This window comes from Enterobacter cloacae complex sp. SHL022, from assembly GCF_049237785.1.
GTDB lineage: Bacteria > Pseudomonadota > Gammaproteobacteria > Enterobacterales > Enterobacteriaceae > Enterobacter > Enterobacter hormaechei_C.
In genome coordinates this window covers 163,926-189,546 of the sequence record NZ_JBMKJH010000002.1, presented here as the reverse complement: position 1 = coordinate 189,546, position 25,621 = coordinate 163,926, and the positions used below count along the sequence as shown (strand labels likewise).

Sequence of the window (25,621 nt, the reverse complement as noted above, 5' to 3'; positions counted from 1 at the left end):
AAAACGGCTCTGAACGGTCAACGCCTCGTATTCATGGTGTTTATCGACTTTTGTTGTTTTATTTCAGATAGTTGTTTAATCGCTTTTATCGTTAAGAACGATAACTAAAACAGGTTAGTCCATTTGGTTATTTATTATTTCCATCCCTTCTTTAATTGTTATTATCCCCGCCGTTAACCTTATCTTCAGTTTGGATTTATTCGCTTAAAGTCCGCTTTGCTACTGGAACATAACGACGCATGACAACACAGGCCCCACCTTCAAATTTGCTTCCCCTTAACCCGGAGCAACTGGCGCGCCTCCAGGCCGCGACTTCCGATTTTTCACCCACCCAGCTCGCCTGGGTCTCCGGCTATTTCTGGGGAATGCTGAACCAGCAGCCGGGTGCTGTGGCTGGCGTCCCGCCAACGGCCGTTGAAATTCCTGCCATCACGCTTATCTCCGCTTCGCAAACGGGTAATGCCCGTCGTGTGGCCGAAGCGCTGCGTGATGACCTGCTCGCCGCGAAGCTGAACGTTAACCTGGTCAACGCCGGGGATTATAAATTCAAACAGATCGCGTCAGAAAAACTGCTGGTGGTGGTGGCGTCAACGCAGGGCGAAGGCGAGCCTGCGGAAGAAGCCGTCGCGCTGCATAAGTTCCTGTTCTCGAAAAAAGCGCCAAAGCTCGAGGGCACCGCCTTTGCCGTCTTCGGCCTCGGTGACACGTCCTATGAATTTTTCTGCCAGTCCGGTAAAGATTTCGACAGCAAGCTGGCGGAGCTGGGTGCAGAGCGCCTGCTGGATCGCGTAGACGCTGATGTCGAATACCAGGCCGCCGCCGCCGAATGGCGGGCGCGCATCGTTGAGGTGCTGAAGGCCCGCGTCCCGAAAGAGACGCCAGCGCAGGCCGCCGTTACCGCAGCGGGCACCGTCAACGAAATCCACACCAGCCCTTACACGAAAGAGGCGCCGCTGACGGCGACCCTGTCGGTAAACCAGAAAATCACGGGCCGTGATTCGGAAAAAGACGTGCGCCATATCGAAATCGATCTCGGTGACTCCGGCCTGCGTTATCAGCCTGGCGATGCGCTGGGCGTCTGGTATCAGAACGATCCGGCGCTGGTGAAAGAGCTGGTCGAACTGCTGTGGCTGAAAGGCACGGAGCCGGTCCAGGTGGAGGGTAAAACCTTACCGCTCTCTGAGGCGCTTCAGTGGCATTTCGAGCTGACGGTGAACACCGCCAACATCGTTGAAAACTACGCCACCTTAACCCGCAGCGAATCGCTCCTTCCGCTGGTCGGGGATAAGGCGAAGTTACAGCAATACGCGGCGACAACGCCGATTGTCGATATGATGCGTTTCTCACCGACACAGCTGGATGCTGACGCGCTGATCGGCCTGCTGCGTCCACTGACGCCGCGTCTTTACTCCATCGCCTCCTCACAGGCGGAAGTGGAAAACGAAGTCCACATCACCGTTGGCGTGGTGCGTTACGACATCGAAGGCCGCGCGCGGGCGGGCGGGGCCTCGGGCTTCCTGGCCGACCGCGTGGAAGAAGAGGGCGAGGTGCGCGTCTTTATCGAGCACAACGACAACTTCCGTCTGCCGGCGAACCCGGAAACGCCGGTGATCATGATTGGCCCGGGCACCGGCATCGCACCGTTCCGCGCCTTTATGCAGCAGCGTGCAGCGGACGAGGCACCGGGTAAAAACTGGCTGTTCTTCGGCAACCCGCATTTTACCGAAGATTTCCTCTACCAGGTTGAATGGCAGCGCTACGTCAAAGAGGGCGTGCTGACCCGCATCGATCTGGCCTGGTCTCGTGACCAGAAAGAAAAAGTATACGTACAAGACAAACTGCGCGAACAGGGCGCAGAGCTGTGGCGCTGGATCAATGACGGTGCCCACATTTATGTCTGCGGCGACGCCAATCGCATGGCGAAAGACGTTGAGCAGGCACTGCTGGAAGTGATTGCCGAATTCGGCGGTATGGATGCCGAAACGGCGGATGAATTTTTAAGTGAGCTGCGCGTAGAGCGCCGTTATCAGCGAGATGTCTACTAATGAGCGAAAAACATCCTGGCCCACTGGTGGTCGAAGGCAAACTGTCTGATGCCGAGCGCATGAAGGTAGAGAGCAACTACCTGCGCGGTACCATTGCCGAAGATTTAAATGACGGCCTGACCGGCGGTTTCAAAGGCGACAACTTCCTGCTGATCCGTTTCCACGGTATGTACCAGCAGGACGACCGCGATATCCGCGCCGAACGTGCCGAGCAGAAGCTGGAGCCGCGTCACGCGATGCTGCTGCGCTGTCGTCTGCCGGGTGGCATCATCACCACTAAACAGTGGCAGGCGATCGACAAGTTTGCCCATGACAACACGATTTACGGCAGCATTCGTCTGACCAACCGTCAGACCTTCCAGTTCCACGGCATTCTGAAGAAGAACGTCAAGCCGGTTCACCAGATGCTGCACTCCGTGGGTCTGGACGCGCTGGCGACCGCCAACGACATGAACCGTAACGTGCTCTGCACCTCGAATCCGTACGAGTCCGAACTGCACGCCGAAGCGTACGAGTGGGCGAAAAAAATCTCCGAACATCTGCTGCCACGCACGCGTGCCTATGCGGAGATCTGGCTCGATCAGGAGAAAGTCGCCACCACCGATGAAGAGCCGATCCTCGGTCAGACCTACCTGCCGCGTAAGTTCAAAACCACGGTGGTGATCCCGCCGCAGAACGATATCGACCTGCACGCCAACGACATGAACTTCGTGGCGATTGCCGAAAACGGCAAGCTGGTCGGCTTTAACCTGCTGGTGGGCGGCGGTTTGTCCATTGAGCATGGGAACAAGAAAACCTACGCCCGCACCGCGAGCGAGTTCGGCTTCCTGCCGCTGGAGCACACGCTGGCAGTGGCTGAGGCGGTGGTTACTACCCAGCGCGACTGGGGTAACCGTACCGATCGTAAAAACGCGAAAACCAAATACACTCTGGAGCGCGTAGGCGTCGAGACGTTCAAAGAAGAAGTGGAGCGTCGCGCGGGCATCAAGTTTGAGCCGATCCGCCCTTACGAATTTACCGGTCGCGGCGATCGCATCGGCTGGGTTAAAGGTATCGATAATAAATGGCACCTGACGCTGTTTATCGAAAACGGCCGTATTCTTGATTATCCGGGCCGTCCGCTGAAAACCGGCCTGCTGGAAATCGCGAAGATCCACAAAGGCGAGTTCCGTATCACCGCTAACCAGAACCTGATCGTCGCCAGCGTGCCGGAAAGCGAAAAGGCGAGAATTGAAGAGCTGGCCCGCGAGCACGGGTTGATGAATGCGGTGAGCGTGCAGCGTGAAAACTCGATGGCCTGCGTGTCGTTCCCGACCTGTCCGCTGGCGATGGCCGAAGCCGAGCGTTTCCTGCCGTCCTTCACTGATAAAGTGGAAGCGATTCTGGAAAAACACGGTATTCCGGACGAGCATATTGTTATGCGCGTGACGGGCTGCCCGAACGGCTGCGGCCGCGCGATGCTGGCCGAACTCGGTCTGGTAGGGAAAGCGCCGGGTCGCTATAACCTGCACCTGGGCGGTAACCGTATCGGGACGCGTATTCCGCGTATGTTCCGCGAGAACATCACCGAGCCGGAAATTCTCGATTCCCTCGACGTGCTTATCGGACGCTGGGCGAAAGAGCGCGAAGCGGGTGAAGGCTTCGGCGACTTTACGGTACGTGCGGGCATCATTCGCCCGGTGCTCGATCCCGCAAGGGATTTCTGGGAGTAACCACGAGAGGTAATTATGTCCGTACTCGATCTAAACGCGCTTAACGCATTGCCAAAAGTCGAACGCATTCTGGCACTCGCAGAAACTAACGCCCAACTGGAAAAGCTGGACGCCGAAGGGCGTGTGGCGTGGGCGCTGGAAAACCTGCCGGGAGACTATGTGCTTTCGTCGAGCTTTGGCATTCAGGCGGCGGTCAGTCTGCATCTGGTGAATCAGATCCGTCCGGACATTCCGGTGATCCTCACCGATACCGGCTATCTGTTCCCGGAGACCTATCAGTTTATCGACGAGCTGACGGATAAGCTCAGGCTGAACCTGAAAGTCTACCGTGCGACGGAAAGCGCGGCCTGGCAGGAGGCGCGTTACGGCAAGCTGTGGGAGCAGGGCGTTGAGGGCATTGAGAAATACAATGAGATCAACAAGGTCGAGCCGATGAACCGGGCGCTAAAAGAACTGAACGCTCAGACCTGGTTTGCGGGCCTGCGCCGCGAGCAGTCCGGGAGCCGGGCCACGCTGCCGGTGCTGGCGGTGCAGCGCGGCGTGTTCAAAGTGCTGCCGATCATCGACTGGGATAACCGCACGGTGTATCAGTATCTGCAAAAGCACGGGCTGAAGTACCATCCGCTGTGGGATCAAGGCTACCTGTCGGTAGGCGACACCCACACCACGCGTAAATGGGAACCGGGAATGGCGGAAGAAGAGACGCGATTCTTCGGGCTGAAGCGCGAGTGCGGGCTGCACGAAGGGTAATGTTTTTTCGCCCGGTGGCGCTGCGCTTACCGGGCCTACAACGGCTTAATTCTCCCTCTCCCCGTGGGTGGTTCCCCAGTAATTTGAAAGCAAAAGCGATAACGTTGCCTCAGAATAACTGAGGGCTTTCAGCGATGCCTCGGTCCGGCTGTAAATCGCTGAGGCGTTTCCTGTAGGCCGGGGCGAGGCGCAGGGATGCGCCGAGAGGGCGAGCTTTACAGGGATGTTACCTCCGCCCGTCCCCGATAAGCCGGAAGGAAAAAGCCGGAGGCACCGCGAAGCGGCGATTTTCCGCCGGAAGCCCGGGTCGCCAGGGTGGTGGCGACTGAGCCACCCTGGCACGTTCACCGGTCATGTCGTGACAGAGTAGCAAGGAACATAAAGTGAACGGAATGACCACCAGAGCCGTATGTTCCCCCTCACCCCAGCCCTCTCCCTCAAGGGAGAGGGGGCCGTCTGTGCAGGCATTATTTTGTGGGGAACCCTCAGCCCCGTGGGAGAGGGTTGGGGTGAGGGCATAAGGCCGCACTATGCTTAACGGCCTCAGGCTTTCCCCGCTTTCGCCAGCTCCTTCACCAGCGGCAGCATTACTTTCACGACATCCCGGCTGCGGTGCTCAATCCGCTGCGGCAGCGCTTTATCAATGTGCTGCTGATTATCCAGCCGCACATCATGCCAGCTGGTCCCGTCCGGGAACGCTTTCGATTTGCTGCGCTGCTGATAGCCATCTTTTTTGCCCAGCGCCCAGTTCGTCGCCTCGACGTACAGCACCGGAATGCCCGCCTTATCAAACACTTCACCGTCATTACAGCAGCCTGTGCCTTTAGGATACTCCGGGTTACCGCCCGGATTTGTCGCGGCATAGACGCCATGCGTGCGGGCAAGCGCCAGCGCGCGGTCGCGGGTGAGTTTACGTACGCTGCTCGGCGTGCTCTGTCCGCTATTAAAATAGAGCTTATCCCCCACGATCAGATTATCGAGGTTAATCACCAGCAACGTATTTTTCTTCTCCTCAGCGCTCATGCGCTTAAGGAGATTCTCAGCGCCGAGTTTTCCTTCTTCTTCGCCGCTGGTCGCAACAAAGCGAATGCTGTATTTCGTCGGAATATTCTTCAGGCGTTCGGCCAGCTCAAGCATCACGCCCAGACCCGCCGCATTATCATCCAGTCCCTGAAGCGTCAGCCCGCCGAGATTATTATCGACATCGGCATCGCTCAACGGCGTGTAGGTATCAAGGTGCGCCATAATAATAATCTGCTCAGCCGCCTTTCCTTCGTGCGCCGCAATAACCGTGCTGCCAGTTACGTTATGCCAGTTTTGCGTTTTATTGCGAGTGGTATAGATGTAGCGGCTGTGGAAAGCGCGAATGTCGCTTTCATAGCCCATATCCGCAAACTGCTGACGAATATAGTCTGCCGAGAGCATCTCGGCTGGGGTTCCGGTCATACGGCCCGGAAAGACCGTCGCAATATGCCGCGCCTGCATACTGGCTATTTCACCGTAAGATGGATTTTTTGCCTGAGCCGGAAGGATAAAGCAAACGCCGAGCGCCAGGGCAACGAATCGGTGGCGCATTGCGGAAAACATAGTGAGTCCTTAAAAACAGAGCAAAATTTTAACCCGCATAGTATGAAACTGTGATCGGGTAGACACAATTTGAATTGCTCTTAAATGCCCGAAATTTCGTGTGTTAAGCACTTTTTGATATTTGCTTTTCCACGGCGTTATTCCATTGAGTAACTACTCATTCCAATTCGTAATTTCATTCGATCTAAGCCGCCCCCTATAGTCCCTTTATTCGTGGTTGTTAGTGAGTTGTTGCCTGTGGACTATCTCCCCCTTTTTGCTGCCTTAAAAGACCGACCGGTATTGGTTGTCGGGACGGGTGAAATTGCCGATCGCAAAATCGCCTTCCTGCAACGCGCCGGGGCGCAGGTGCAGATCGTTGCAGAGGCGGATTTTGCAGAGTCTCAGATCGACAGCGTGGTACTGGTGATTGCGGCAACCGAAGATCGGGCGCTCAACAGCCGAATCTCCGACGCAGCCCAGGCCCGTCACCGCCTGGTGAACGTGGTAGACGACCAGCCGTTATGTTCATTTATCTTCCCGTCGATTGTCGACCGCTCGCCGCTGCTGGTGGCGATCTCCTCCGGCGGCACCGCCCCGGTGCTGGCGCGCGTGCTGAGAGAAAAAATCGAAGCGCTGCTGCCGACCAGCCTCGGACGCATGGCGGAGAAGGCCAGCTACTGGCGCAACCATCTGAAAACGCGTCTGACCAGCGTGACGGAACGCCGTCGCTTCTGGGAGCGTGTGTTTCGCGGCCGCTTTGCCAGCCTGATGCAGGCCGGTAACGAGACGGCGGCGCAACAAATCCTCGAAGACGAACTGGATAACCCCGGCAGTACGGGCGGGGAGATCATTCTGGTGGGCGCCGGGCCGGGCGATGCCGGGCTGCTCACGCTGCGTGGCCTCCAGGTTCTTCAGGATGCGGATGTCGTGTTCTACGACCACCTGGTCACCGACGGTATTCGCGAGCTGATCCGCCGTGACGCGGAGCAAATCTGCGTCGGCAAACGTGCCGGCGAGCACTCCGTGCCGCAGCACGACACCAATCAAATGCTGATTGCCGCTGCGAAAGCGGGCAAAACCGTGGTGCGCCTGAAAGGGGGCGATCCGTTTATCTTCGGTCGTGGTGGCGAGGAGTTGCAGGCGGCAGCCGAAGCGGGCGTCCCGTTCCAGGTGGTTCCCGGCATTACGGCGGCGTCTGCCGTCACGGCCTACGCCGGTATTCCGCTGACCCATCGCGATTACGCCCAGAGCGTGACCTTTGTGACCGGGCACTATAAAGCCGACAGTACGCCGTTTGACTGGTCGCATCTCGCCCAGAGCCGGCAAACGCTGGCGATTTATATGGGCACGATGAAAGCGGCAGACATCAGCGAACAGCTTATTCAGCACGGTCGCGATGCGGCGACGCCGGTAGCGGTGATCTCCCGCGGGACACGCGTCGATCAGCATGTCGCCATCGGCACTTTACAAGACCTTGCAACCCTGGCGAAAGACGCCCCAATGCCCGCCCTGATTGTGGTGGGAGAAGTGGTGCAGCTGCACAGCACGCTCGCCTGGTTCCAACACACAACCGACACAGAAGGCTTTGGCGCTTCTGTTGTAAATTTGGCTTAAGGAACGGTTATGGACCAAAAACGACTTACTCACCTGCGGCAGCTCGAAGCGGAAAGTATCCACATTATCCGCGAAGTGGCCGCCGAGTTTTCTAACCCGGTGATGATGTACTCCATCGGTAAAGATTCCAGCGTCATGCTGCACCTGGCGCGTAAAGCGTTTTATCCGGGTACGCTGCCGTTCCCGCTGTTGCACGTGGATACCGGCTGGAAATTCCGCGAGATGTACGAGTTTCGTGACCGTACCGCCAAAGCCTACGGCTGCGAGCTGCTGGTGCACAAAAACCCGGAAGGGGTGGCGATGGGTATCAACCCGTTCGTGCACGGCAGCGCCAAGCATACCGACATCATGAAAACCGAAGGGCTGAAGCAGGCGCTGAATAAATACGGTTTTGATGCGGCCTTCGGCGGCGCGCGCCGTGACGAAGAGAAATCCCGCGCCAAAGAGCGTATCTACTCTTTCCGCGACCGCTTCCACCGCTGGGACCCGAAAAACCAGCGTCCGGAGCTGTGGCACAACTACAACGGCCAGATCAACAAGGGCGAAAGCATTCGCGTCTTCCCGCTCTCCAACTGGACCGAGCTGGATATCTGGCAGTATATCTATCTGGAAAATATTGAGATCGTTCCGCTGTATCTGGCGGCCGAGCGCCCGGTGCTGGAGCGCGACGGCATGCTGATGATGATCGACGACGATCGCATTGATTTACAGCCGGGCGAAGTGATCAAAAAACAGATGGTCCGTTTCCGTACTCTCGGCTGCTGGCCGTTGACCGGCGCGGTGGAATCCAGTGCGCAGACGCTGCCGGAGATCATCGAGGAGATGCTGGTATCGACCACCAGTGAGCGACAGGGCCGCGTGATTGACCGCGACCAGGCAGGCTCCATGGAGCTGAAGAAACGTCAGGGTTATTTCTAAGGAGCCGCCATGAATACGACTATTGCCCAACAAATTGCCGATGAAGGCGGCGTAGAAGCTTATCTGCACGCCCAGCAGTACAAAAGTCTGCTGCGTTTCCTGACCTGCGGCAGCGTTGATGACGGGAAAAGCACCCTGATAGGACGTCTGCTGCACGACACGCGCCAGATCTACGAAGATCAGCTCTCTTCCCTGCACAATGACAGTAAACGCCACGGCACCCAGGGCGAAAAACTCGACCTGGCGCTGCTGGTAGACGGCTTGCAGGCGGAGCGCGAGCAGGGCATTACCATTGATGTCGCCTATCGCTACTTCTCTACCGAAAAGCGCAAATTTATTATCGCCGACACCCCGGGGCACGAGCAGTACACTCGTAACATGGCGACCGGCGCGTCCACCTGTGATCTAGCGATCCTGCTGATCGACGCCCGTAAAGGTGTGCTGGATCAGACTCGTCGTCACAGCTTTATCTCTACGCTGCTGGGGATCAAACACCTGGTGGTGGCGGTGAACAAAATGGATCTGGTGGACTACAGCGAAGCGCGATTCGACGAGATCCGTCAGAGCTACCTGACCTTTGCTGAACAGCTGCCGGGCAACCTCGATATTCGCTTTGTGCCGCTGTCGGCGCTGGAAGGGGATAACGTCGCCTCTCAGAGCGGGAACATGCCGTGGTACAGCGGCCCGACGCTGCTGGAAGTGCTGGAAACCGTTGAAATTCAGCGCGTGGTTGATACCCAGCCGATGCGCTTCCCGGTGCAGTACGTGAACCGTCCGAACCTCGATTTCCGCGGCTTCTCGGGCACCATTGCGTCCGGCGCGGTGAAGGTGGGCCAGCGCGTGAAGGTGCTGCCGTCCGGTGTGGAATCGGCCATTGCCCGAATCGTCACCTTTGATGGCGATCTGGAGGAAGCCGGAGCAGGTGAAGCGGTAACCCTGGTACTGAAAGACGAAATTGATATCAGCCGCGGCGACCTTCTGGTCGACGCGCAGGAAACGCTGGCGGCGGTGCAGGGCGCATCCGTAGACGTGGTGTGGATGGCGGAACAGCCGCTGACCGCAGGCCAGAGCTATGACATTAAAATCGCCGGCAAGAAAACCCGCGCCCGCGTGGACGGCATTCAGTTTCAGGTGGACATCAACAACCTGACCCACCGTGACGTGAGCGAGCTGCCGCTGAACGGCATCGGTCTGGTGGACCTGACCTTCGACGAGCCGCTGGTGCTGGATCCGTATCAACAGAACCCGGTGACGGGCGGGCTGATCTTTATCGACCGCCTGACGAACGTCACTGTCGGTGCCGGGATGGTGCGTGAGCCAAACGCGCAGGCTGCCGTGGCCTCTGAGTTCAGCGCGTTTGAGCTGGAGCTTAACGCGCTGGTGCGTAAGCACTTCCCGCACTGGGGCGCACGCGATCTGCTGGGAGGCAAGTGATGGCCACCCATGATGAGAACGTCGTCTGGCATCCTCATCCGGTCACCGTCGCCCAGCGCGAACAGCTCCATGGTCACCGTGGGGTTGTGCTGTGGTTTACCGGGCTGTCTGGCTCCGGTAAATCCACGGTGGCAGGCGCACTGGAAGAGGCGCTGCATCAGCAGGGGGTGAGCACCTACCTGCTGGACGGCGACAACGTGCGTCACGGCCTGTGCAGCGATTTAGGGTTCAGCGATGAAGATCGTAAAGAGAACATTCGTCGGGTGGGGGAAGTCGCCAGCCTGATGGCGGATGCCGGGCTGGTGGTGCTGACGGCGTTTATCTCACCGCACCGCGCCGAACGTCAGATGGTGCGTGAGCGCGTGGGGCAGAATCGCTTTATTGAAGTGTTTGTGGATACCCCGCTGGCAATCTGCGAAGCGCGCGATCCTAAAGGGCTGTACAAAAAAGCCCGCGCGGGAGAGCTGCGAAACTTCACCGGCATTGACTCCGTTTACGAAGCGCCTGAATCCCCTGAGATTCATCTGGAAGGTCAACAATTGGTAACAAATTTAGTAAGCCAATTATTAGACCTGCTCAGACGGGACGATATTATCAGATCCTGAGACGGTATCGTTCGGGAGCTGTCTTCCCGAGCGATGAGTCACGGTCACAGGATTAGCTATGCGCAACAGTGAAAACTACATGATTACCACCGGGTCGGAACCGTTAACGACCGACGACGAGACGACCTGGTCCTTCCCTGGGGCGATAGTCGGCTTCGTATCGTGGCTACTGGCGCTGGGTATCCCGTTTTTGATCTACGGTGGTAACACCCTCTTTTTCTTCCTCTATACCTGGCCTTTCTTCCTCGCGCTGATGCCCGTTGCGGTGGTTGTGGGCGTGGCGCTGCACTCCCTTTTCAACGGCAAGCTCCTGTATAGTACGCTCATCACTATCGCCACCGTTGTGGTCATCTTTGGCCTGCTGTTTTTATGGCTGATGGGCTAACTTACGGCATAATTAAAACCCCGCAGTAGAGTCCAGCGGAAAGTTATGGGATGATGATGCCGTTTTTTCAGGGGGCAGGATGGGTAAACTAACGCTGCTGTTGCTGGCTTTGCTGGTCTGGCTGCAATATTCGCTGTGGTTCGGCAAAAACGGACTGCACGACTACAGCCGGGTGAGCGATGACGTCGCGGCACAGCAGGCGACAAACGCCAAACTTAAAGCGCGTAACGATCAACTTTTTGCTGAAATTGATGACCTCAATGGCGGCCAGGAGGCGATTGAGGAGCGCGCACGCAATGAACTCAGTATGACTAAGCCGGGCGAAACGTTTTATCGCCTGGTTCCGGATGCGTCTAAACGCAATCAGGGCTCCGCACAAAACAATCGATAATCAGGCCCAGGATTACGACATGGCAGCAACTTTTTCGGACGTCTGTGCCGTGGTGCCGGCCGCAGGTTTTGGCCGGCGCATGCAGACAGAATGTCCTAAGCAGTACCTCTCAATTGGCGATAAAACGATCCTCGAGCACGCCGTGGCGGCGCTGCTGGCGCATTCTCGGGTGAAACGCGTTGTTATTGCCATCAGCCCCGGCGATGCACGTTTTGCTCAGCTCCCGCTGGCGAATCACCCTCAGATTACCGTCGTTGACGGCGGCGCAGAGCGGGCTGACTCCGTTCTGGCGGGCATTCAGGCTGCCGGGAACGCGCAGTGGGTGCTGGTGCACGATGCCGCGCGTCCCTGTCTGCATCACGACGATCTGTCACGTCTGCTGGCCCTGAGCGAAACCAGTAACGTGGGCGGCATTCTGGCCGCCCCGGTGCGTGACACCATGAAGCGTGCCGAACCGGGTAAACCGGCGATTGCCCACACCGTCGAGCGCGTCGATCTATGGCACGCGCTGACGCCACAATTTTTTCCCCGCGAATTACTCCACGACTGCTTAACGCGTGCGCTTAAAGAAGGTGCGACCATTACGGACGAAGCCTCGGCGCTGGAGTATTGCGGTTTCCACCCCACGCTTGTTGAAGGGCGCGCTGATAATATAAAAGTGACGCGCCCGGAAGACTTACAGCTCGCGGAATTTTATCTTACCCGTACGACCCCTCAGGAGAAGGCATAATGCGTATTGGACACGGTTTTGATGTACACGCCTTTGGCGGCGTTGGCCCAATTATCATTGGCGGCGTGCGCATTCCTTACGAAAAAGGTCTGCTGGCGCATTCTGATGGCGACGTGGCGCTGCATGCGCTGACCGACGCGCTGCTGGGTGCCGCCGCGCTGGGCGACATTGGCAAACTGTTCCCGGACACCGATCCTGCTTTTAAAGGCGCAGACAGCCGCGAACTGCTGCGCGAAGCCTGGCGTCGTATTCAGGCCAAAGGCTACACCCTTGGCAACGTTGATGTGACGATCATTGCTCAGGCACCGAAGATGCTGCCGCACATCCCTCAGATGCGCGTGTTTATCGCTGAAGATCTGGGTTGCCATATGGACGACGTCAACGTCAAAGCGACCACCACGGAGAAGCTGGGCTTTACCGGTCGTGGCGAAGGCATTGCCTGTGAAGCCGTGGCGCTGCTGGTGAAGGCGGCCAAATGACGGATTTCGACAACCTGACGTATCTGCACGGTGAACCGCAGGGCAAGGGGCTGCTGAAAGCCAACCCTGAAGATTTCGTGGTAGTGGAAGATCTCGGTTTTGAGCCGGACGGCGAAGGCGAGCACATCCTGGTGCGCATTCTGAAAAACGGCTGCAACACCCGCTTCGTGGCGGACGCGCTGGCAAAATTCCTCAATATTCACGCCCGCGAAGTGAGCTTTGCCGGTCAAAAAGATAAACATGCCGTGACCGAACAGTGGCTTTGCGCCCGCGTGCCCGGCAATGCCATGCCCGATTTAAGCAAATTTGAGCTTGAGGGCTGTAAGGTACTGGAATACGCCCGCCATAAACGCAAATTGCGTCTGGGAGCGTTAAAAGGCAACGCGTTTACGCTGGTGCTGCGCGAAGTGACCGAACGCGAAGACGTTGAAAAACGCCTGAAGGCCATTAACGAACGCGGCGTGCCAAACTATTTCGGCGCACAGCGCTTTGGCATTGGTGGCAGCAACCTGCTGGGCGCGCTGCGCTGGGCGCAAAGCGGTGCACCGGTGCGCGATCGTAATAAACGCAGTTTTTGGTTGTCGGCGGCCCGCAGTGCGTTGTTTAATCAGATTGTGAGCGAACGGCTGAAAAAACCGGACGCGAATCAAGTTGTTGTCGGCGATGCGCTACAATTAGCGGGACGCGGAAGCTGGTTTGTGGCAACGGCCGATGAGATGGCCGATGTCCAGTCGCGCGTGGACGCTAAAACGCTGATGATTACCGCCGCCTTGCCGGGTTCAGGCGACTGGGGAACCCAGGGTGAGGCGCTGGCCGCTGAGCAGTCAGCGGTGGTGGATGCGCCAGAATTACAATCGTTGCTGGTGCGGGAAAAGGTCGAGGCGGCGCGCCGTGCGATGCTCCTCTACCCGCAACAGCTGAGCTGGAACTGGTGGGATGACGTAACCGTCGAGTTACGCTTCTGGCTGCCGGCAGGTAGCTTTGCCACCAGTGTTGTCAGGGAACTTATCAACACGTCGGGTGATTATGCGAATATTGCTGAGTAACGATGACGGGATCCATGCGCCAGGTATTCAGACGCTGGCGAAACACCTCCGCGAATTTGCGGATGTGCAGGTCGTGGCTCCCGATCGTAACCGCAGTGGCGCGTCTAACTCATTGACGCTGGAGTCTTCACTTCGCACCTTTACCTTTGAGAATGGCGATATTGCCGTCCAGATGGGGACGCCGACCGACTGCGTGTTTTTGGGCGTAAATGCGCTGATGCGCCCTCGGCCGGATGTTGTGGTCTCCGGCATCAATGCCGGGCCAAATCTTGGCGATGATGTGATTTACTCCGGCACCGTGGCCGCGGCGATGGAAGGGCGTCACCTGGGTTTCCCGGCGCTGGCGGTCTCGTTAAACGGCCACACCCACTATGACACTGCCGCCGCGGTGACCTGCTCCATTCTCCGTGCGCTTGGCCGCGAGCCACTGCGTACCGGACGTATCCTTAATATTAACGTGCCGGATCTCCCACTGGACGAGATTAAAGGGATCCGCGTGACGCGCTGCGGCAGTCGCCACCCGGCCGATCAGGTTATTCCCCAGCAGGATCCCCGCGGCAATACCCTGTACTGGATCGGCCCGCCGGGAGATAAATGCGATGCCGGGCCAGACACCGACTTTGCTGCGGTGGATGAGGGTTACGTTTCCGTTACGCCGTTGCACGTAGATTTAACCGCTTATAGCGCGCATGATGTGGTGTCGGACTGGTTAGATCGGGTCGGAGTGAACGCGCAATGGTAAGTAAACGTGTACAAACTCTTCTGGAACAATTACGCGCACAGGGGATTGCCAACGAGCAGGTGCTGGATGCGCTTGCCCAGGTTCCCCGTGAGAAGTTTGTAGATGAGGCGTTTGAACACAAAGCGTGGGAAAACGTGGCGCTGCCCATCGGGCAAGGCCAGACGATTTCGCAGCCCTACATGGTGGCGCGTATGACGGAGCTTCTGGAGTTAACGCCAGACTCCCGGGTGCTGGAAATTGGCACCGGTTCAGGGTATCAGACCGCGATCCTGGCCCACCTTGTGCACCATGTCTGTTCCGTGGAACGGATTAAAGGGTTGCAGTGGCAGGCGCGCCGTCGCCTGAAACAGCTTGATTTACATAATGTATCGACACGCCACGGCGATGGATGGCAGGGTTGGCAGGCTCGCGCCCCGTTTGACGCCATCATTGTCACGGCAGCGCCACCTGAAATCCCCGCTGCACTTCTCTCGCAGCTGGACGAGGGCGGCATTCTTGTTTTGCCCGTCGGCGATGAGCAGCAGCTTTTAAAGCGCGTTCGTCGACGCGGCGGCGAGTTTATTATCGATACCGTGGAAGCCGTACGCTTTGTGCCCCTGGTTAAGGGCGAGCTGGCCTGAGACTCGGATTTTTCCAGGGTTATTAAGGCAAATTCAGCGTATGGTGGGGCGCGATAGGTTCGTGCCATCACGGTTATTTTTAAGTCACTGGTAGTTAACACATTCCTGGGGGATAAATGAGCGCGGGAAGCCCAAAATTCACCATCAGCCGTGTTGCGGCATTATCACTGGTTTCGCTCTGGCTGGCAGGCTGTACAAGTTCAAATAACGCGCCTGCGCCCGTCAGTTCCGTTAATGGAACCAGCGGCTCGGGTAACACGTCCAGCGGAATGTTGATCACCCCTCCGCCTAAAATGGGCACCTCAACGGCGCAGCAAACGCCGCAGATCCAGCCGGTTCAGCGTCCAGTTACGCAGCCTACGCAGATACAGCCAGTGGAACAGCCTGTTCAGACTGAAAATGGCCGCATAGTGTATAACCGTAAGTATGGGAACATTCCGAAAGGTAGCTATACCGGCGGCAGTACCTATACCGTGAAGCGCGGCGATACGCTGTTCTATATTGCCTGGATCACCGGGAACGATTTCCGCGATCTGGCACAGCGAAACAACGTCCAGGCCCCGTATGCTCTGGAAGTCGGGCAAACGCTTCAGGTTGGCAACGCGACGGGGACACCGCTTACGCCAGGCAACACCGTTTCAGCAGCCGACGTAACTGCGCAAAATAACAGCGTCACCCCTGCACAAAAAACCACCACGGTGGTTGCTTCACAACCTGTAATTACGTATTCTGAGGATTCAGGTGATCAGAGTGCTAACAAAATGTTGCCGAATAATAAAGGTACTGCGACTGTTGTCACAGCACCGACTACGGCACCTGTGGTTAGCTCTACTGTACCGACTGCAAGCAGTCAGAATGCCAGCTCGTCAATTACCACCTGGCGTTGGCCAACTGACGGCAAGATCATCGAGAACTTCGCTACCTCTGAGGGGGGCAACAAAGGGATCGATATCGCAGGCAGTAAAGGACAGGCAATCATCGCGACCGCAGACGGACGCGTTGTCTATGCCGGTAACGCACTGCGCGGTTACGGTAATCTTATTATCATCAAACATAATGATGATTACCTGAGTGCCTACGCCCATAACGACACAATGCTGGTCCGGGAACAACAAGAAGTTAAGGCGGGGCAAAAAATCGCTACCATGGGTAGCACCGGAACCAGTTCTACACGCTTGCATTTTGAAATTCGTTACAAGGGGAAATCCGTAAACCCGCTGCAATATTTACCGCAGCGATAAATTGACGGGGCATGCCAGCCAGGGTGTCTCGTCCAGGGATCACGGGTAGGAGCCACCTTATGAGTCAGAATACGCTGAAAGTTCATGATTTAAATGAAGACGCGGAATTTGATGAGAACGGAGCAGAGGCTTTTGACGAAAAAGCCTTAGTAGAAGAGGAACCCAGTGATAACGATTTGGCTGAAGAAGAGCTGTTATCGCAGGGTGCCACACAGCGTGTGCTGGACGCGACTCAGCTTTACCTTGGGGAGATTGGTTACTCCCCACTGCTAACGGCCGAAGAAGAAGTCTATTTCGCACGTCGTGCTTTGCGTGGTGATGTTGCCTCGCGTCGTCGCATGATCGAAAGTAACCTGCGACTGGTCGTGAAAATTGCCCGCCGTTACGGCAATCGTGGTCTGGCTCTGCTGGATCTGATTGAAGAGGGCAACTTAGGTCTCATCCGCGCAGTTGAGAAGTTTGACCCGGAACGCGGGTTCCGTTTCTCAACCTACGCGACCTGGTGGATTCGTCAGACCATCGAACGGGCTATTATGAACCAGACCCGTACGATTCGACTGCCGATCCACATCGTCAAAGAGTTGAATGTTTATCTGCGTACCGCGCGCGAGTTGTCCCATAAACTGGACCACGAGCCAAGTGCGGAAGAGATCGCAGAGCAACTCGACAAACCGGTTGATGACGTAAGCCGTATGCTGCGTCTCAACGAGCGCATTACCTCGGTTGACACCCCGCTGGGTGGCGACTCCGAAAAAGCGCTGCTGGACATCCTGGCCGATGAAAAAGACAACGGCCCGGAAGACACCACGCAGGACGATGACATGAAACAGAGCATCGTCAAATGGCTGTTCGAACTGAACGCCAAACAGCGTGAGGTGCTGGCACGTCGTTTCGGTTTACTGGGGTATGAAGCTGCGACACTGGAAGATGTCGGCCGTGAGATTGGCCTGACCCGTGAACGTGTTCGTCAGATTCAGGTTGAAGGCCTACGCCGCCTGCGTGAAATCCTGCAAGGGCAAGGTCTGAATATCGAAGCGCTGTTCCGCGAGTAAGCAACCATTCGTCAGAAAAGGCCCGTCGTGAGACGGGCCTTTTTTATGCCTTACGGCTGCGCCGTTTCGTGCAGCAAACGCCAGGTGATGTTATCCCCTTCCTGATTAAGCACCGCGGTTGACCAGCGCACGTTGACGGGCTGGCCTGGCCGGGTTTGCGTCTCCCGGTAATGGAGCACCGCGCCGTTGTCCCATGTCTGAAGCGTTGTTAACGCGTCAATACCGATCCTGAGCCCCGGTCGGGTTCCCCGCTGCGCATATAAAAATTGGGCAAGCGCGTGATGATCTAACGGGTTGCCACTCGGTGGAACCATCAGAAAATCCGGACGGAAACGGGCGAGCAGGGCGTCCCGATTGCCTTCGCCTGCACCTAACCAGTTTTCAAGGGCGACGTGAATGTCGAGGATCTCTTGTTCGAAATGGGTCATGGTTGCTCCTGTTGCAGTTGCGCAAGTAACTGCGTGTTGTTAAGACGGTAGACGTACAGTACGGGCAGTAGAGTGATGACTGCGGCAAAAACAAACATCCCGTGCCAGGCTGCCAGCTGCGAGAGATAAGCCTGCATGAAGCTCAGCGCCTGCGCCAGCAGCAGGGCACCCGCAAAAAAGCTCAACTGACGATTCAGATTCCATAGCGCGCTGGCATCAGGCATATTTTCCGGTCGCATCGTCAAAAACGCGCTGCTCTGAGCCGTACTGCTGCAAAGGCTTCCCCCCGCGCCCATCAGCGCAAACGCAACGGCAGGTAGCAGCATTGCCGGGCCGACGTTAACTAAAAGCAGAATGCCCGTCGCCTGCAAAAGGCAACCGATGACCACCAGCGGCCGGGGGCCGATACGGTTGAAATAGCGTCCTGTCGCGGTGATAGCCAAAAACGAAGCCACAGACCACGGCAGCATAAGCATGCCCGTTGCGGCGGGTGTCATATTGGCCTCGCTCTGGAGGTAATACATGCCCGTTACGTTCACGCCGATAAAAATGCCGGGTACGCACACATAGATAAGCATGGATAAGCGCAACAGCGGATCCGTCAGCAAAGACAGGTTTACTGTCCTGGTGGGGGTTATCGGCGACGGTTCTGTTTTAAGCCACGCGCAGGCCAAAGCAAAGGTGACAATGACGACGGGCAGGGTGGCAAAAAATATCCAGCGCCAGCTGAATGTCTGAACCAGCATACCGCCCACAGCCGGTGAGCACGCGGGGGCAAGCAGTGCGACCAGCATCACCGCCGAGGAGAGTCTGGCCCGCTCATGAGGCTTAAACTGTTGCCAGGTCAGCGCCTGACCAACCGGGATCAGTAAACCCCCTCCGGCGCCCTGTACGACTCGCCAGGCAATCAGACTTTCCAGCGAAGATGAGAGACCCGCCGCAACGGAGGCCGCGCTAAAGAGAAGCAGTGAGAGCAGGATAACGCGCTTCGGCCCGACGCGGCGCGTCAGGATACTGCTGAAAGGGATGACTAGCGTCAGCCCGGCAATGTATCCGTTACTTACCCAGGCAAGCGCGGAAGGTGTGGTATTGAAAGCGCGAGCCATCGCCGGAAAGGCAACGCTGGCAATAAACATGTTTATCAAATCAAGGAAAAAGCCGAGCAGAAAGACGACGGCGATTTTGCTGCGATACGTCATGGAAGTTCCTCCGGTGAGGTGGCGTATCGTATCGGCCCGCACGTTACGGATAAACGCGACAAAGCACGATATACTGTCAACATTATTTTGACAGTTAACCAGGCAAGCGATGCTTAATTTACAGCGTACGGCAATGTTTATCGCCGTAGCGGACACCGGCAGTTTCACCGCCGCGGCGGAGGCGATGGGGCTGACAAAAGCGGTGGTCAGCTTTCATATTCGTCAGCTTGAAGAGGAGCTGGGCGTCACCCTGTTGCTGCGAACCACCCGACGCCTGACGCTGACCGAGGCGGGGAAGCTCTTTCATCAACGAAGCGTGATGCTGTTACGGGATGCAGAGCGATTGCAGGATGACGTTCGCGCCAACCACGCCGGGCTGACGGGAGAACTGCGGATCACCACCACGCCCGAATATGGCTCGCAGGTGGTGGTGCCTTTGCTGGCTGAATTTAGCCAGTTGCACCCGGACCTTCGCGTGCGGCATGTCTCGTCCTCTTTGCATGCCGATCTTATCGCCGAGCGCTTCGATGTCGCTATCCGGCTCGGCACGCTTGCAGATTCGCGCTACCACGCCGCGTTGATGACCTCCTTCACCATCCTGCCCGTGGCAACGCCAGGCTGGCTGGCAAACCATCCAGTTGACTCGCTGGAACAACTGGCGGAAGCGGACTGGATCATTCACGAGCGTTTAACGTCGCCGCTGCGCTGGCAGGTGAGAGGTGTTGATGGACATCCGGTTTCCTTTGAGATCAAGAAAGCGCCGCGCCTGTATGCAGACAGCGCCCAGGCGCTGATGGCTTTTGCCCTCGCGGGATGTGGAGTGGCGCTGCTGCCGGAGTGGCTGGTGCGTAACGCACTGGATGCGGGGGAACTGGTCTCGCTGTTACCGGCATACACGTTTGCTCAGCAGGGCATCTATGCCGTTTATCCCGATGCCCGGCATGTGCCCGCGAAAGTGCGAACATTTATTGATTTTATGCGCGTCAGGGTGACTTAACCCTGCATCATTTTTTTAATGAGCGCTGAAAATTGCTCTCGTTCCGCGCCATTAAGGCGCCCCAGAAATGCCTCATCCACCTCATTTCCAATCGGTTTACTGCTCTCAAGCAGGGCCTCTCCTTCGGCAGTCAGAAAGACAAACCGACGGCGTTTGTCTGCCGGATCGTGCTCGCGCCTGACCAGGCCGCGTGCTTCCATGCGGCTCAGCATTTCTGCCAGCGTCGCTTTGGTGCTCACCGCGACTTCAGTCAGGGCAACCTGCTCAATACCAGGATTTTCAGCAATTGACCGCATCACCGCATATTGTGGCTTGGTCAGTTCGGGCAATGCGTGCTGCCACTGGGCGGTATGCTGTTGAAAAAGCTGACGTAGCAGGTGGAAAGCTTCTTGTCTTAACTCCATGGACACTCCGACGGAAAAATACTCCCTCTATGATAGCCGCTCTTGGGCTGAATTTTAACGCGAGAGTTTTTTAGCGATTAGTGTGATCGTATGCGAACGATCTTGTCAGCAGCAGGATCAAGGCGTAGTTTAATTAATATGTTCGTATACGAACAAATTAATTGAGGTGCTGAATGAGATTGATTGTGGGAATGACGGGCGCGACGGGTGCGCCATTAGGCGTGGCGTTGTTACAGGCGCTGCGGGAAATGCCGGAGGTGGAAACGCACCTGGTGATGTCGAAGTGGGCAAAAACCACGATTGAGCTGGAAACGCCATTCACTGCGCATGACGTTGCTGCACTGGCGGATGTCGTCCATAGCCCGGCCGATCAGGCTGCCACCATCTCCTCCGGCTCGTTTCGCACCGACGGCATGATCGTCATCCCGTGCAGCATGAAAACGCTGGCGGGTATCCGCGCGGGCTACGCCGAAGGGCTGGTAGGGCGTGCGGCAGACGTAGTGTTGAAAGAGGGGCGCAAGCTGGTGCTGGTTCCCCGTGAGACGCCGCTCAGCACCATCCATCTCGAGAACATGCTTGCTCTTTCCCGTATGGGCGTGGCGATGGTGCCGCCTATGCCTGCGTACTACAACCACCCGCAAACCGCCGATGACATTACCCAGCATATCGTGACCCGTGTTCTCGACCAGTTTGGTCTGGAGCATAAAAAAGCCCGACGCTGGGAAGGTTTGCAGGCAGCGAAACATTTTTCACAGGAGAATAAAGATGGCATTTGATGATTTGAGAAGCTTCCTGCAGGCGCTCGATGAGCAAGGGCAACTGCTGAAAATTGAGGAAGAGGTAAACGCTGAGCCGGATTTAGCGGCGGCCGCCAACGCTACCGGACGCATTGGCGATGGTGCGCCTGCGCTGTGGTTCGATAATATTCGCGGCTTCACCGATGCCCGTGTGGTGATGAACACTATCGGCTCGTGGCAAAACCACGCTATTTCGATGGGGCTGCCAGCGAATACCCCGGTGAAAAAACAGATCGACGAGTTTATTCGTCGCTGGGACAAATTCCCCGTCTCGCCAGAGCGTCGTGCAAATCCGGCCTGGGCGCAGAACACGGTGGACGGGGAAGACATCAACCTGTTCGACATTCTGCCGCTGTTCCGCCTGAACGACGGTGACGGAGGCTTTTATCTCGATAAAGCGTGCGTTGTCTCCCGCGATCCGCTCGACCCCGATCACTTCGGCAAACAGAACGTCGGGATCTACCGTATGGAAGTGAAGGGCAAGCGTAAGCTCGGCCTGCAACCGGTGCCGATGCATGATATCGCGCTGCATCTGCATAAGGCAGAAGAGCGCGGCGAAGACCTGCCTATTGCCATTACGCTGGGTAACGATCCGATCATCACCCTGATGGGCGCCACGCCGCTGAAATACGATCAATCCGAGTATGAGATGGCCGGTGCGCTACGCGAAAGCCCGTATCCGATTGCGACGGCTCCGCTGACCGGTTTCGATGTGCCGTGGGGGTCGGAAGTGATCCTCGAAGGGGTGATTGAAGGCCGGAAACGTGAAATTGAAGGGCCATTCGGTGAGTTTACCGGACACTACTCCGGCGGGCGCAACATGACGGTCGTACGCATTGATAAAGTCTCTTACCGCACCAAACCCATTTTCGAATCCCTTTACCTCGGCATGCCGTGGACCGAGATTGATTATCTGATGGGGCCCGCCACCTGCGTACCGCTCTATCAGCAGCTAAAGTCGGAATTCCCGGAAGTGCAGGCGGTAAACGCCATGTACACCCACGGTCTGCTGGCGATTATCTCCACTAAAAAGCGTTACGGCGGTTTTGCCCGTGCGGTCGGCCTCCGCGCCATGACCACGCCACACGGTCTGGGTTACGTGAAAATGGTGATTATGGTGGATGAAGACGTCGATCCGTTTAACCTGCCGCAGGTGATGTGGGCGCTGTCATCAAAGGTCAATCCGGCAGGCGATCTGGTGCAGCTACCGAATATGTCTGTGCTCGAGCTTGACCCCGGCTCCAGCCCGGCGGGGATCACTGACAAGCTGATCATTGATGCCACCACCCCGGTTGCCCCGGACAACCGTGGTCACTACAGCCAGCCGGTACAGGATCTCCCTGAAACCAAAGCCTGGGCCGAAAAACTGACCGCGATGCTGGCGGCACGTCAATAAGGAGGAAAAAATGATTTGTCCACGTTGTGCCGATGAACATATTGAAGTGATGGCAACATCACCGGTGAAAGGTGTCTGGACGGTATATCAGTGTCAGCACTGTCTGTATACCTGGCGCGATACCGAACCGCTGCGCCGTACCAGCCGCGAGCATTACCCGGAAGCGTTCCGCATGACCCAGAAGGATATTGATGAAGCACCGCAGGTGCCGACGATCCCGCCGCTGCTGTAAAAAAAGCCCGGTGGCGCTACGCATACCGGGCCTACGGGTTTTGTAGGCCGGGTAAGGCGAAGCCGCCACCGGGCAAAAGACCGCAGAGAACTAAACCAGACTCTTCAACCGATAAATCCACTCCAGCGCCTGACGCGGCGTCAGCGAATCCGGGTCGAGATTTTCCAGCGCTTCCACGGCCGGAGAGGTCTCTTCCGGGACCGCCAGCAGTGACATCTGCGTACCATCTATCTGCGTAGCTGCCGCATTCGGTGACAAACTTTCCAGTTCACGCAATTTCTGACGCGCGCGCTTGATCACCTCTTTTGGCACGCCCGCCAGCGCCGCGACGGCCAGGCCATAACTCTTGCTTGCCGCGCCGTCCTGCACCGTGTGCATAAAGGCGATGGTGTCGCCGTGCTCAAGCGCATCAAGGTGGACGTTAGCCACGCCTTCCATTTTCTCTGGCAGCTGTGTCAGTTCGAAATAGTGCGTTGCGAACAGCGTCAGCGCTTTGATTTTATTTGCCAGACTTTCCGCGCACGCCCAGGCCAGAGACAGGCCGTCATAGGTGGAGGTACCGCGTCCTACTTCGTCCATCAACACCAGACTGTTCTCTGTCGCGTTATGCAGAATGTTGGCGGTTTCGGTCATCTCGACCATAAAGGTAGAGCGACCGCTCGCCAGATCGTCCGCCGCACCCACACGGGTGAAGATACGGTCGATAGGGCCAATCTCAACCTTCTGCGCCGGAACGTAGCTGCCGATGTAGGCGAGCAGAGCGATAAGGGCTGTCTGGCGCATATAGGTGCTTTTACCGCCCATGTTGGGGCCGGTAATGATCAGCATTCTTCGCTGCGGTGACAGGTTCAACGGGTTGGCAATAAACGGCTCGTTCAGCACCTGCTCAACCACCGGGTGGCGGCCTTCGGTAATGCGAATGCCGGGTTTGTCAGTAAAGGTCGGACAGGTGTAATTCAGCGTGTCGGCGCGCTCAGCCAGGTTTACCAGGACATCCAGCTCGGCCAGCGCAGCGGCGCTCAGTTGCAGGTCAGCCAGGTGCGGCATCAGGATGTCGAACAGCTCGTCATACAGCTGTTTCTCCAGCGCCAGCGCTTTACCTTTCGACGTGAGCACTTTGTCTTCGTACTCTTTCAGCTCGGGTATAATGTAGCGCTCGGCATTTTTCAGCGTCTGGCGGCGAACGTAGTGAATCGGGGCCAGGTGGCTCTGCCCACGGCTGATCTGGATATAGTAACCGTGTACCGCGTTGTAGCCGACTTTCAGGGTGTCGAGCCCCAGACGTTCACGCTCGCGGATTTCCAGCTTATCCAGATAATCCGTCGCGCCATCGGCCAGCGCACGCCATTCGTCCAGCTCTTCGTTGTAACCCGGAGCAATAACCCCGCCATCCCGCACCAGAACAGGCGGCGCATCAATGATGGCGCGTTCCAGCAGTTCGCGAAGCTCGGTAAATTCGCCCATGGTTTCGCGCAGCTTTTGCACTGGCGCGCTGTCGATCTCTCCCAGCTGAGCGCGCAGTTCCGGCAACTGCTGGAACGCGTGCCGCATACGGGCGAGATCGCGTGGACGCGCGGTGCGCAAGGCCAGGCGCGCCAGGATACGCTCAAGATCACCCACCTGACGCAGCACCGGCTGCAATTCGGTGTAACGATCCTGCAATGCGGCAATGGTTTGCTGGCGGCCAGTCAGCGTTTCGGTATTGCGGATCGGCATATGCAGCCAGCGTTTGAGCATACGGCTTCCCATGGGGGTAACCGTGCTGTCAAGAACCGACGCCAGCGTATTTTCCATGCCGCCAGCGAGGTTCTGCGTGATCTCCAGGTTGCGGCGCGTGGCGGCATCCATGATGATGCTGTCCTGCTGACGCTCCATGGTGATGGAACGAATATGGGGCAGGGCGGTACGTTGCGTATCCTTAACGTACTGCAACAGGCAGCCTGCGGCACACAGCCCGCGCGGGGCGTTTTCCACGCCAAAGCCAATCAAATCGCGCGTGCCAAATTGCAGGTTTAACTGCTGGCGCGCGGTATCAATTTCGAACTCCCACAGTGGACGACGACGCAGGCCGCGGCGACCTTCAATCAGCGCCATCTCGGCGAAATCCTCTGCATAAAGCAGTTCTGCCGGATTAGTGCGCTGTAGTTCAGCCGCCATGGTTTCACGGTCAGCCGGTTCACTCAGGCGAAAACGACCGGAGCTGATATCCAGCGTGGCGTAGCCAAACCCTTTACCATCCTGCCAGATCGCCGCCAGCAGGTTATCCTGGCGCTCCTGAAGCAGGGCCTCATCGCTGATGGTTCCCGGCGTGACGATGCGTACGACCTTGCGCTCAACGGGGCCTTTCGATGTGGCCGGGTCACCAATTTGTTCGCAGATAGCGACAGACTCGCCCTGGTTCACCAGCTTCGCCAGATAGTTTTCAACCGCGTGATGCGGGATACCCGCCATCGGGATGGGCTCGCCTGCCGACGCGCCACGTTTCGTCAGGGAAATGTCGAGCAGCTGAGACGCACGTTTCGCATCGTCATAAAAAAGCTCATAAAAATCGCCCATACGGTAAAAGAGCAGGATTTCCGGATGCTGCGCTTTCAGCTTCAGGTACTGCTGCATCATTGGCGTGTGGGCGTCAAAATTCTCAAGTGTGCTCATAAAATCCTGGTGTCCATGTTCTTAAATTTCAATGAGTTGTATTTTTTTGTTGTCTGGTTACATATCCGCTCATTGGAACTCATGAATCCTGCGTTTCATTCATCGATGTATGGCGACCATGATAACGAAGTCTGTATGGCAGGAAAACAGCAGGAAAGGGCTCTTTCTGTAAAATGCGTACCT

General features: G+C 57.1%; 26 protein-coding genes. 20 read left to right on the top strand and 6 right to left on the bottom strand.

The window, feature by feature from the left end:
* Window positions 1-239 precede the first annotated feature (239 nt).
* From cysJ to cysH, 3 genes are read left to right on the top strand one after another with little or no spacing between them, the layout of a single operon-like run.
* Window positions 240-2,045 carry an NADPH-dependent assimilatory sulfite reductase flavoprotein subunit gene (cysJ, locus tag ACOTZD_RS05120; protein ID WP_058647832.1) on the top strand — a complete coding sequence of 602 codons (1,806 nt, stop codon included), beginning with the start codon at window positions 240-242 and terminating at the stop codon, window positions 2,043-2,045.
* The gene (gene cysI / locus ACOTZD_RS05115; protein ID WP_045337392.1) at window positions 2,045-3,757 is read left to right on the top strand and encodes an assimilatory sulfite reductase (NADPH) hemoprotein subunit; all 1,713 of its coding nucleotides are present in this window, start codon (window positions 2,045-2,047) and stop codon (window positions 3,755-3,757) included. Before cysJ ends, cysI begins: the two co-directional genes overlap by 1 nt.
* Before the next feature lie 15 nt (window positions 3,758-3,772).
* Entirely contained in the window at window positions 3,773-4,507 is a 735-nt protein-coding gene (gene cysH / locus ACOTZD_RS05110) for a phosphoadenosine phosphosulfate reductase (RefSeq protein ID WP_003862694.1), read from the top strand.
* Between the two features lie 543 nt (window positions 4,508-5,050).
* On the opposite strand, the gene ACOTZD_RS05105 is transcribed toward cysH, so the two are convergent.
* On the bottom strand, window positions 5,051-6,094 hold the full coding sequence (locus ACOTZD_RS05105) for an aminopeptidase (RefSeq protein WP_023314743.1): 1,044 nt from the start codon (window positions 6,092-6,094) through the stop codon (window positions 5,051-5,053).
* A 237-nt stretch (window positions 6,095-6,331) separates the two neighbouring features.
* Between ACOTZD_RS05105 and cysG the strand changes: the two genes are divergently transcribed.
* The 11 genes from cysG (at window position 6,332) to ACOTZD_RS05050 (ending at window position 15,040) form a co-directional block, all read left to right on the top strand.
* Complete coding sequence (cysG, locus tag ACOTZD_RS05100) at window positions 6,332-7,690, top strand: siroheme synthase CysG (RefSeq protein WP_174401918.1); 1,359 nt, start codon at window positions 6,332-6,334, stop codon at window positions 7,688-7,690.
* 9 nt (window positions 7,691-7,699) lie between these two features.
* Window positions 7,700-8,608 carry a sulfate adenylyltransferase subunit CysD gene (gene cysD, locus ACOTZD_RS05095; protein ID WP_006811770.1) on the top strand — a complete coding sequence of 303 codons (909 nt, stop codon included), beginning with the start codon at window positions 7,700-7,702 and terminating at the stop codon, window positions 8,606-8,608.
* A 9-nt stretch (window positions 8,609-8,617) separates the two neighbouring features.
* Entirely contained in the window at window positions 8,618-10,042 is a 1,425-nt protein-coding gene (gene cysN / locus ACOTZD_RS05090; protein ID WP_063855254.1) for a sulfate adenylyltransferase subunit CysN, read from the top strand.
* The gene (gene cysC / locus ACOTZD_RS05085) at window positions 10,042-10,647 is read left to right on the top strand and encodes an adenylyl-sulfate kinase (RefSeq protein WP_023314740.1); all 606 of its coding nucleotides are present in this window, start codon (window positions 10,042-10,044) and stop codon (window positions 10,645-10,647) included. Before cysN ends, cysC begins: the two co-directional genes overlap by 1 nt.
* Before the next feature lie 58 nt (window positions 10,648-10,705).
* Window positions 10,706-11,032: a DUF3561 family protein gene (locus ACOTZD_RS05080; RefSeq protein WP_006811767.1), complete on the top strand. Its 327-nt coding sequence runs from the start codon at window positions 10,706-10,708 to the stop codon at window positions 11,030-11,032.
* 79 nt (window positions 11,033-11,111) lie between these two features.
* Window positions 11,112-11,423 (top strand): cell division protein FtsB, encoded by a 312-nt coding sequence (gene ftsB, locus ACOTZD_RS05075; RefSeq protein ID WP_003862095.1) that lies wholly within the window; start codon window positions 11,112-11,114, stop codon window positions 11,421-11,423.
* A gap of 19 nt (window positions 11,424-11,442) precedes the next feature.
* Window positions 11,443-12,153: a 2-C-methyl-D-erythritol 4-phosphate cytidylyltransferase gene (gene ispD / locus ACOTZD_RS05070; RefSeq protein ID WP_022651774.1), complete on the top strand. Its 711-nt coding sequence runs from the start codon at window positions 11,443-11,445 to the stop codon at window positions 12,151-12,153.
* Window positions 12,153-12,632: a 2-C-methyl-D-erythritol 2,4-cyclodiphosphate synthase gene (gene ispF / locus ACOTZD_RS05065; protein WP_003862097.1), complete on the top strand. Its 480-nt coding sequence runs from the start codon at window positions 12,153-12,155 to the stop codon at window positions 12,630-12,632. The genes ispD and ispF overlap by 1 nt, the downstream gene beginning before the upstream one ends.
* Window positions 12,629-13,678: a tRNA pseudouridine(13) synthase TruD gene (truD, locus tag ACOTZD_RS05060; RefSeq protein ID WP_421636255.1), complete on the top strand. Its 1,050-nt coding sequence runs from the start codon at window positions 12,629-12,631 to the stop codon at window positions 13,676-13,678. Before ispF ends, truD begins: the two co-directional genes overlap by 4 nt.
* The gene (gene surE, locus ACOTZD_RS05055) at window positions 13,659-14,420 is read left to right on the top strand and encodes a 5'/3'-nucleotidase SurE (RefSeq protein ID WP_017382816.1); all 762 of its coding nucleotides are present in this window, start codon (window positions 13,659-13,661) and stop codon (window positions 14,418-14,420) included. The genes truD and surE overlap by 20 nt, the downstream gene beginning before the upstream one ends.
* Entirely contained in the window at window positions 14,414-15,040 is a 627-nt protein-coding gene (locus tag ACOTZD_RS05050; RefSeq protein ID WP_015571709.1) for a protein-L-isoaspartate(D-aspartate) O-methyltransferase, read from the top strand. Before surE ends, ACOTZD_RS05050 begins: the two co-directional genes overlap by 7 nt.
* Window positions 15,041-15,134: 94 nt before the next feature.
* Here ACOTZD_RS05050 and ACOTZD_RS05045 read toward each other — a convergent pair whose 3' ends face one another.
* A complete protein-coding gene (locus tag ACOTZD_RS05045) occupies window positions 15,135-15,266 on the bottom strand; it encodes a peptidase (protein ID WP_306173474.1) in 132 nt (43 codons plus the stop codon).
* Between ACOTZD_RS05045 and nlpD the strand changes: the two genes are divergently transcribed.
* Both nlpD and rpoS read left to right on the top strand, forming a co-directional pair.
* A complete protein-coding gene (gene nlpD / locus ACOTZD_RS05040) occupies window positions 15,208-16,281 on the top strand; it encodes a murein hydrolase activator NlpD (RefSeq protein WP_306173475.1) in 1,074 nt (357 codons plus the stop codon). The genes ACOTZD_RS05045 and nlpD overlap by 59 nt on opposite strands.
* Window positions 16,282-16,340: 59 nt before the next feature.
* Window positions 16,341-17,333, top strand: a complete 993-nt coding sequence (gene rpoS / locus ACOTZD_RS05035; RefSeq protein WP_013098493.1) for an RNA polymerase sigma factor RpoS — start codon at window positions 16,341-16,343, stop codon at window positions 17,331-17,333.
* Window positions 17,334-17,383: 50 nt separating this feature from the next.
* On the opposite strand, the gene ACOTZD_RS05030 is transcribed toward rpoS, so the two are convergent.
* Both ACOTZD_RS05030 and ACOTZD_RS05025 read right to left on the bottom strand, forming a co-directional pair.
* Window positions 17,384-17,761 carry a DUF4440 domain-containing protein gene (locus ACOTZD_RS05030; RefSeq protein ID WP_022651771.1) on the bottom strand — a complete coding sequence of 126 codons (378 nt, stop codon included), beginning with the start codon at window positions 17,759-17,761 and terminating at the stop codon, window positions 17,384-17,386.
* Window positions 17,758-18,960 (bottom strand): MFS transporter, encoded by a 1,203-nt coding sequence (locus ACOTZD_RS05025; RefSeq protein WP_174401917.1) that lies wholly within the window; start codon window positions 18,958-18,960, stop codon window positions 17,758-17,760. The genes ACOTZD_RS05030 and ACOTZD_RS05025 overlap by 4 nt, the downstream gene beginning before the upstream one ends.
* Window positions 18,961-19,069: 109 nt before the next feature.
* On the opposite strand from ACOTZD_RS05025, the gene ACOTZD_RS05020 reads away from it, so the two are divergent.
* Window positions 19,070-19,957 carry a LysR family transcriptional regulator gene (locus tag ACOTZD_RS05020; RefSeq protein WP_003862107.1) on the top strand — a complete coding sequence of 296 codons (888 nt, stop codon included), beginning with the start codon at window positions 19,070-19,072 and terminating at the stop codon, window positions 19,955-19,957.
* Here ACOTZD_RS05020 and ACOTZD_RS05015 read toward each other — a convergent pair.
* The gene (locus tag ACOTZD_RS05015; RefSeq protein WP_022651767.1) at window positions 19,954-20,361 is read right to left on the bottom strand and encodes a MarR family winged helix-turn-helix transcriptional regulator; all 408 of its coding nucleotides are present in this window, start codon (window positions 20,359-20,361) and stop codon (window positions 19,954-19,956) included. The genes ACOTZD_RS05020 and ACOTZD_RS05015 overlap by 4 nt on opposite strands.
* 173 nt (window positions 20,362-20,534) lie before the next feature.
* On the opposite strand from ACOTZD_RS05015, the gene ACOTZD_RS05010 reads away from it, so the two are divergent.
* The 3 genes from ACOTZD_RS05010 to ACOTZD_RS05000 are packed head-to-tail and all read left to right on the top strand — an operon-like array spanning window position 20,535 to window position 22,786.
* Window positions 20,535-21,137 (top strand): non-oxidative hydroxyarylic acid decarboxylases subunit B, encoded by a 603-nt coding sequence (locus tag ACOTZD_RS05010; RefSeq protein ID WP_003862111.1) that lies wholly within the window; start codon window positions 20,535-20,537, stop codon window positions 21,135-21,137.
* Window positions 21,127-22,554, top strand: a complete 1,428-nt coding sequence (locus ACOTZD_RS05005) for a non-oxidative hydroxyarylic acid decarboxylases subunit C (protein ID WP_023314736.1) — start codon at window positions 21,127-21,129, stop codon at window positions 22,552-22,554. Before ACOTZD_RS05010 ends, ACOTZD_RS05005 begins: the two co-directional genes overlap by 11 nt.
* A 10-nt stretch (window positions 22,555-22,564) precedes the next feature.
* Window positions 22,565-22,786, top strand: coding sequence for a non-oxidative hydroxyarylic acid decarboxylases subunit D (locus ACOTZD_RS05000; protein ID WP_003862116.1), 222 nt, complete (start codon window positions 22,565-22,567; stop codon window positions 22,784-22,786).
* A 90-nt stretch (window positions 22,787-22,876) separates the two neighbouring features.
* On the opposite strand, the gene mutS is transcribed toward ACOTZD_RS05000, so the two are convergent.
* Window positions 22,877-25,438, bottom strand: coding sequence for a DNA mismatch repair protein MutS (gene mutS, locus ACOTZD_RS04995; RefSeq protein ID WP_023323671.1), 2,562 nt, complete (start codon window positions 25,436-25,438; stop codon window positions 22,877-22,879).
* Window positions 25,439-25,621: the final 183 nt, after the last annotated feature.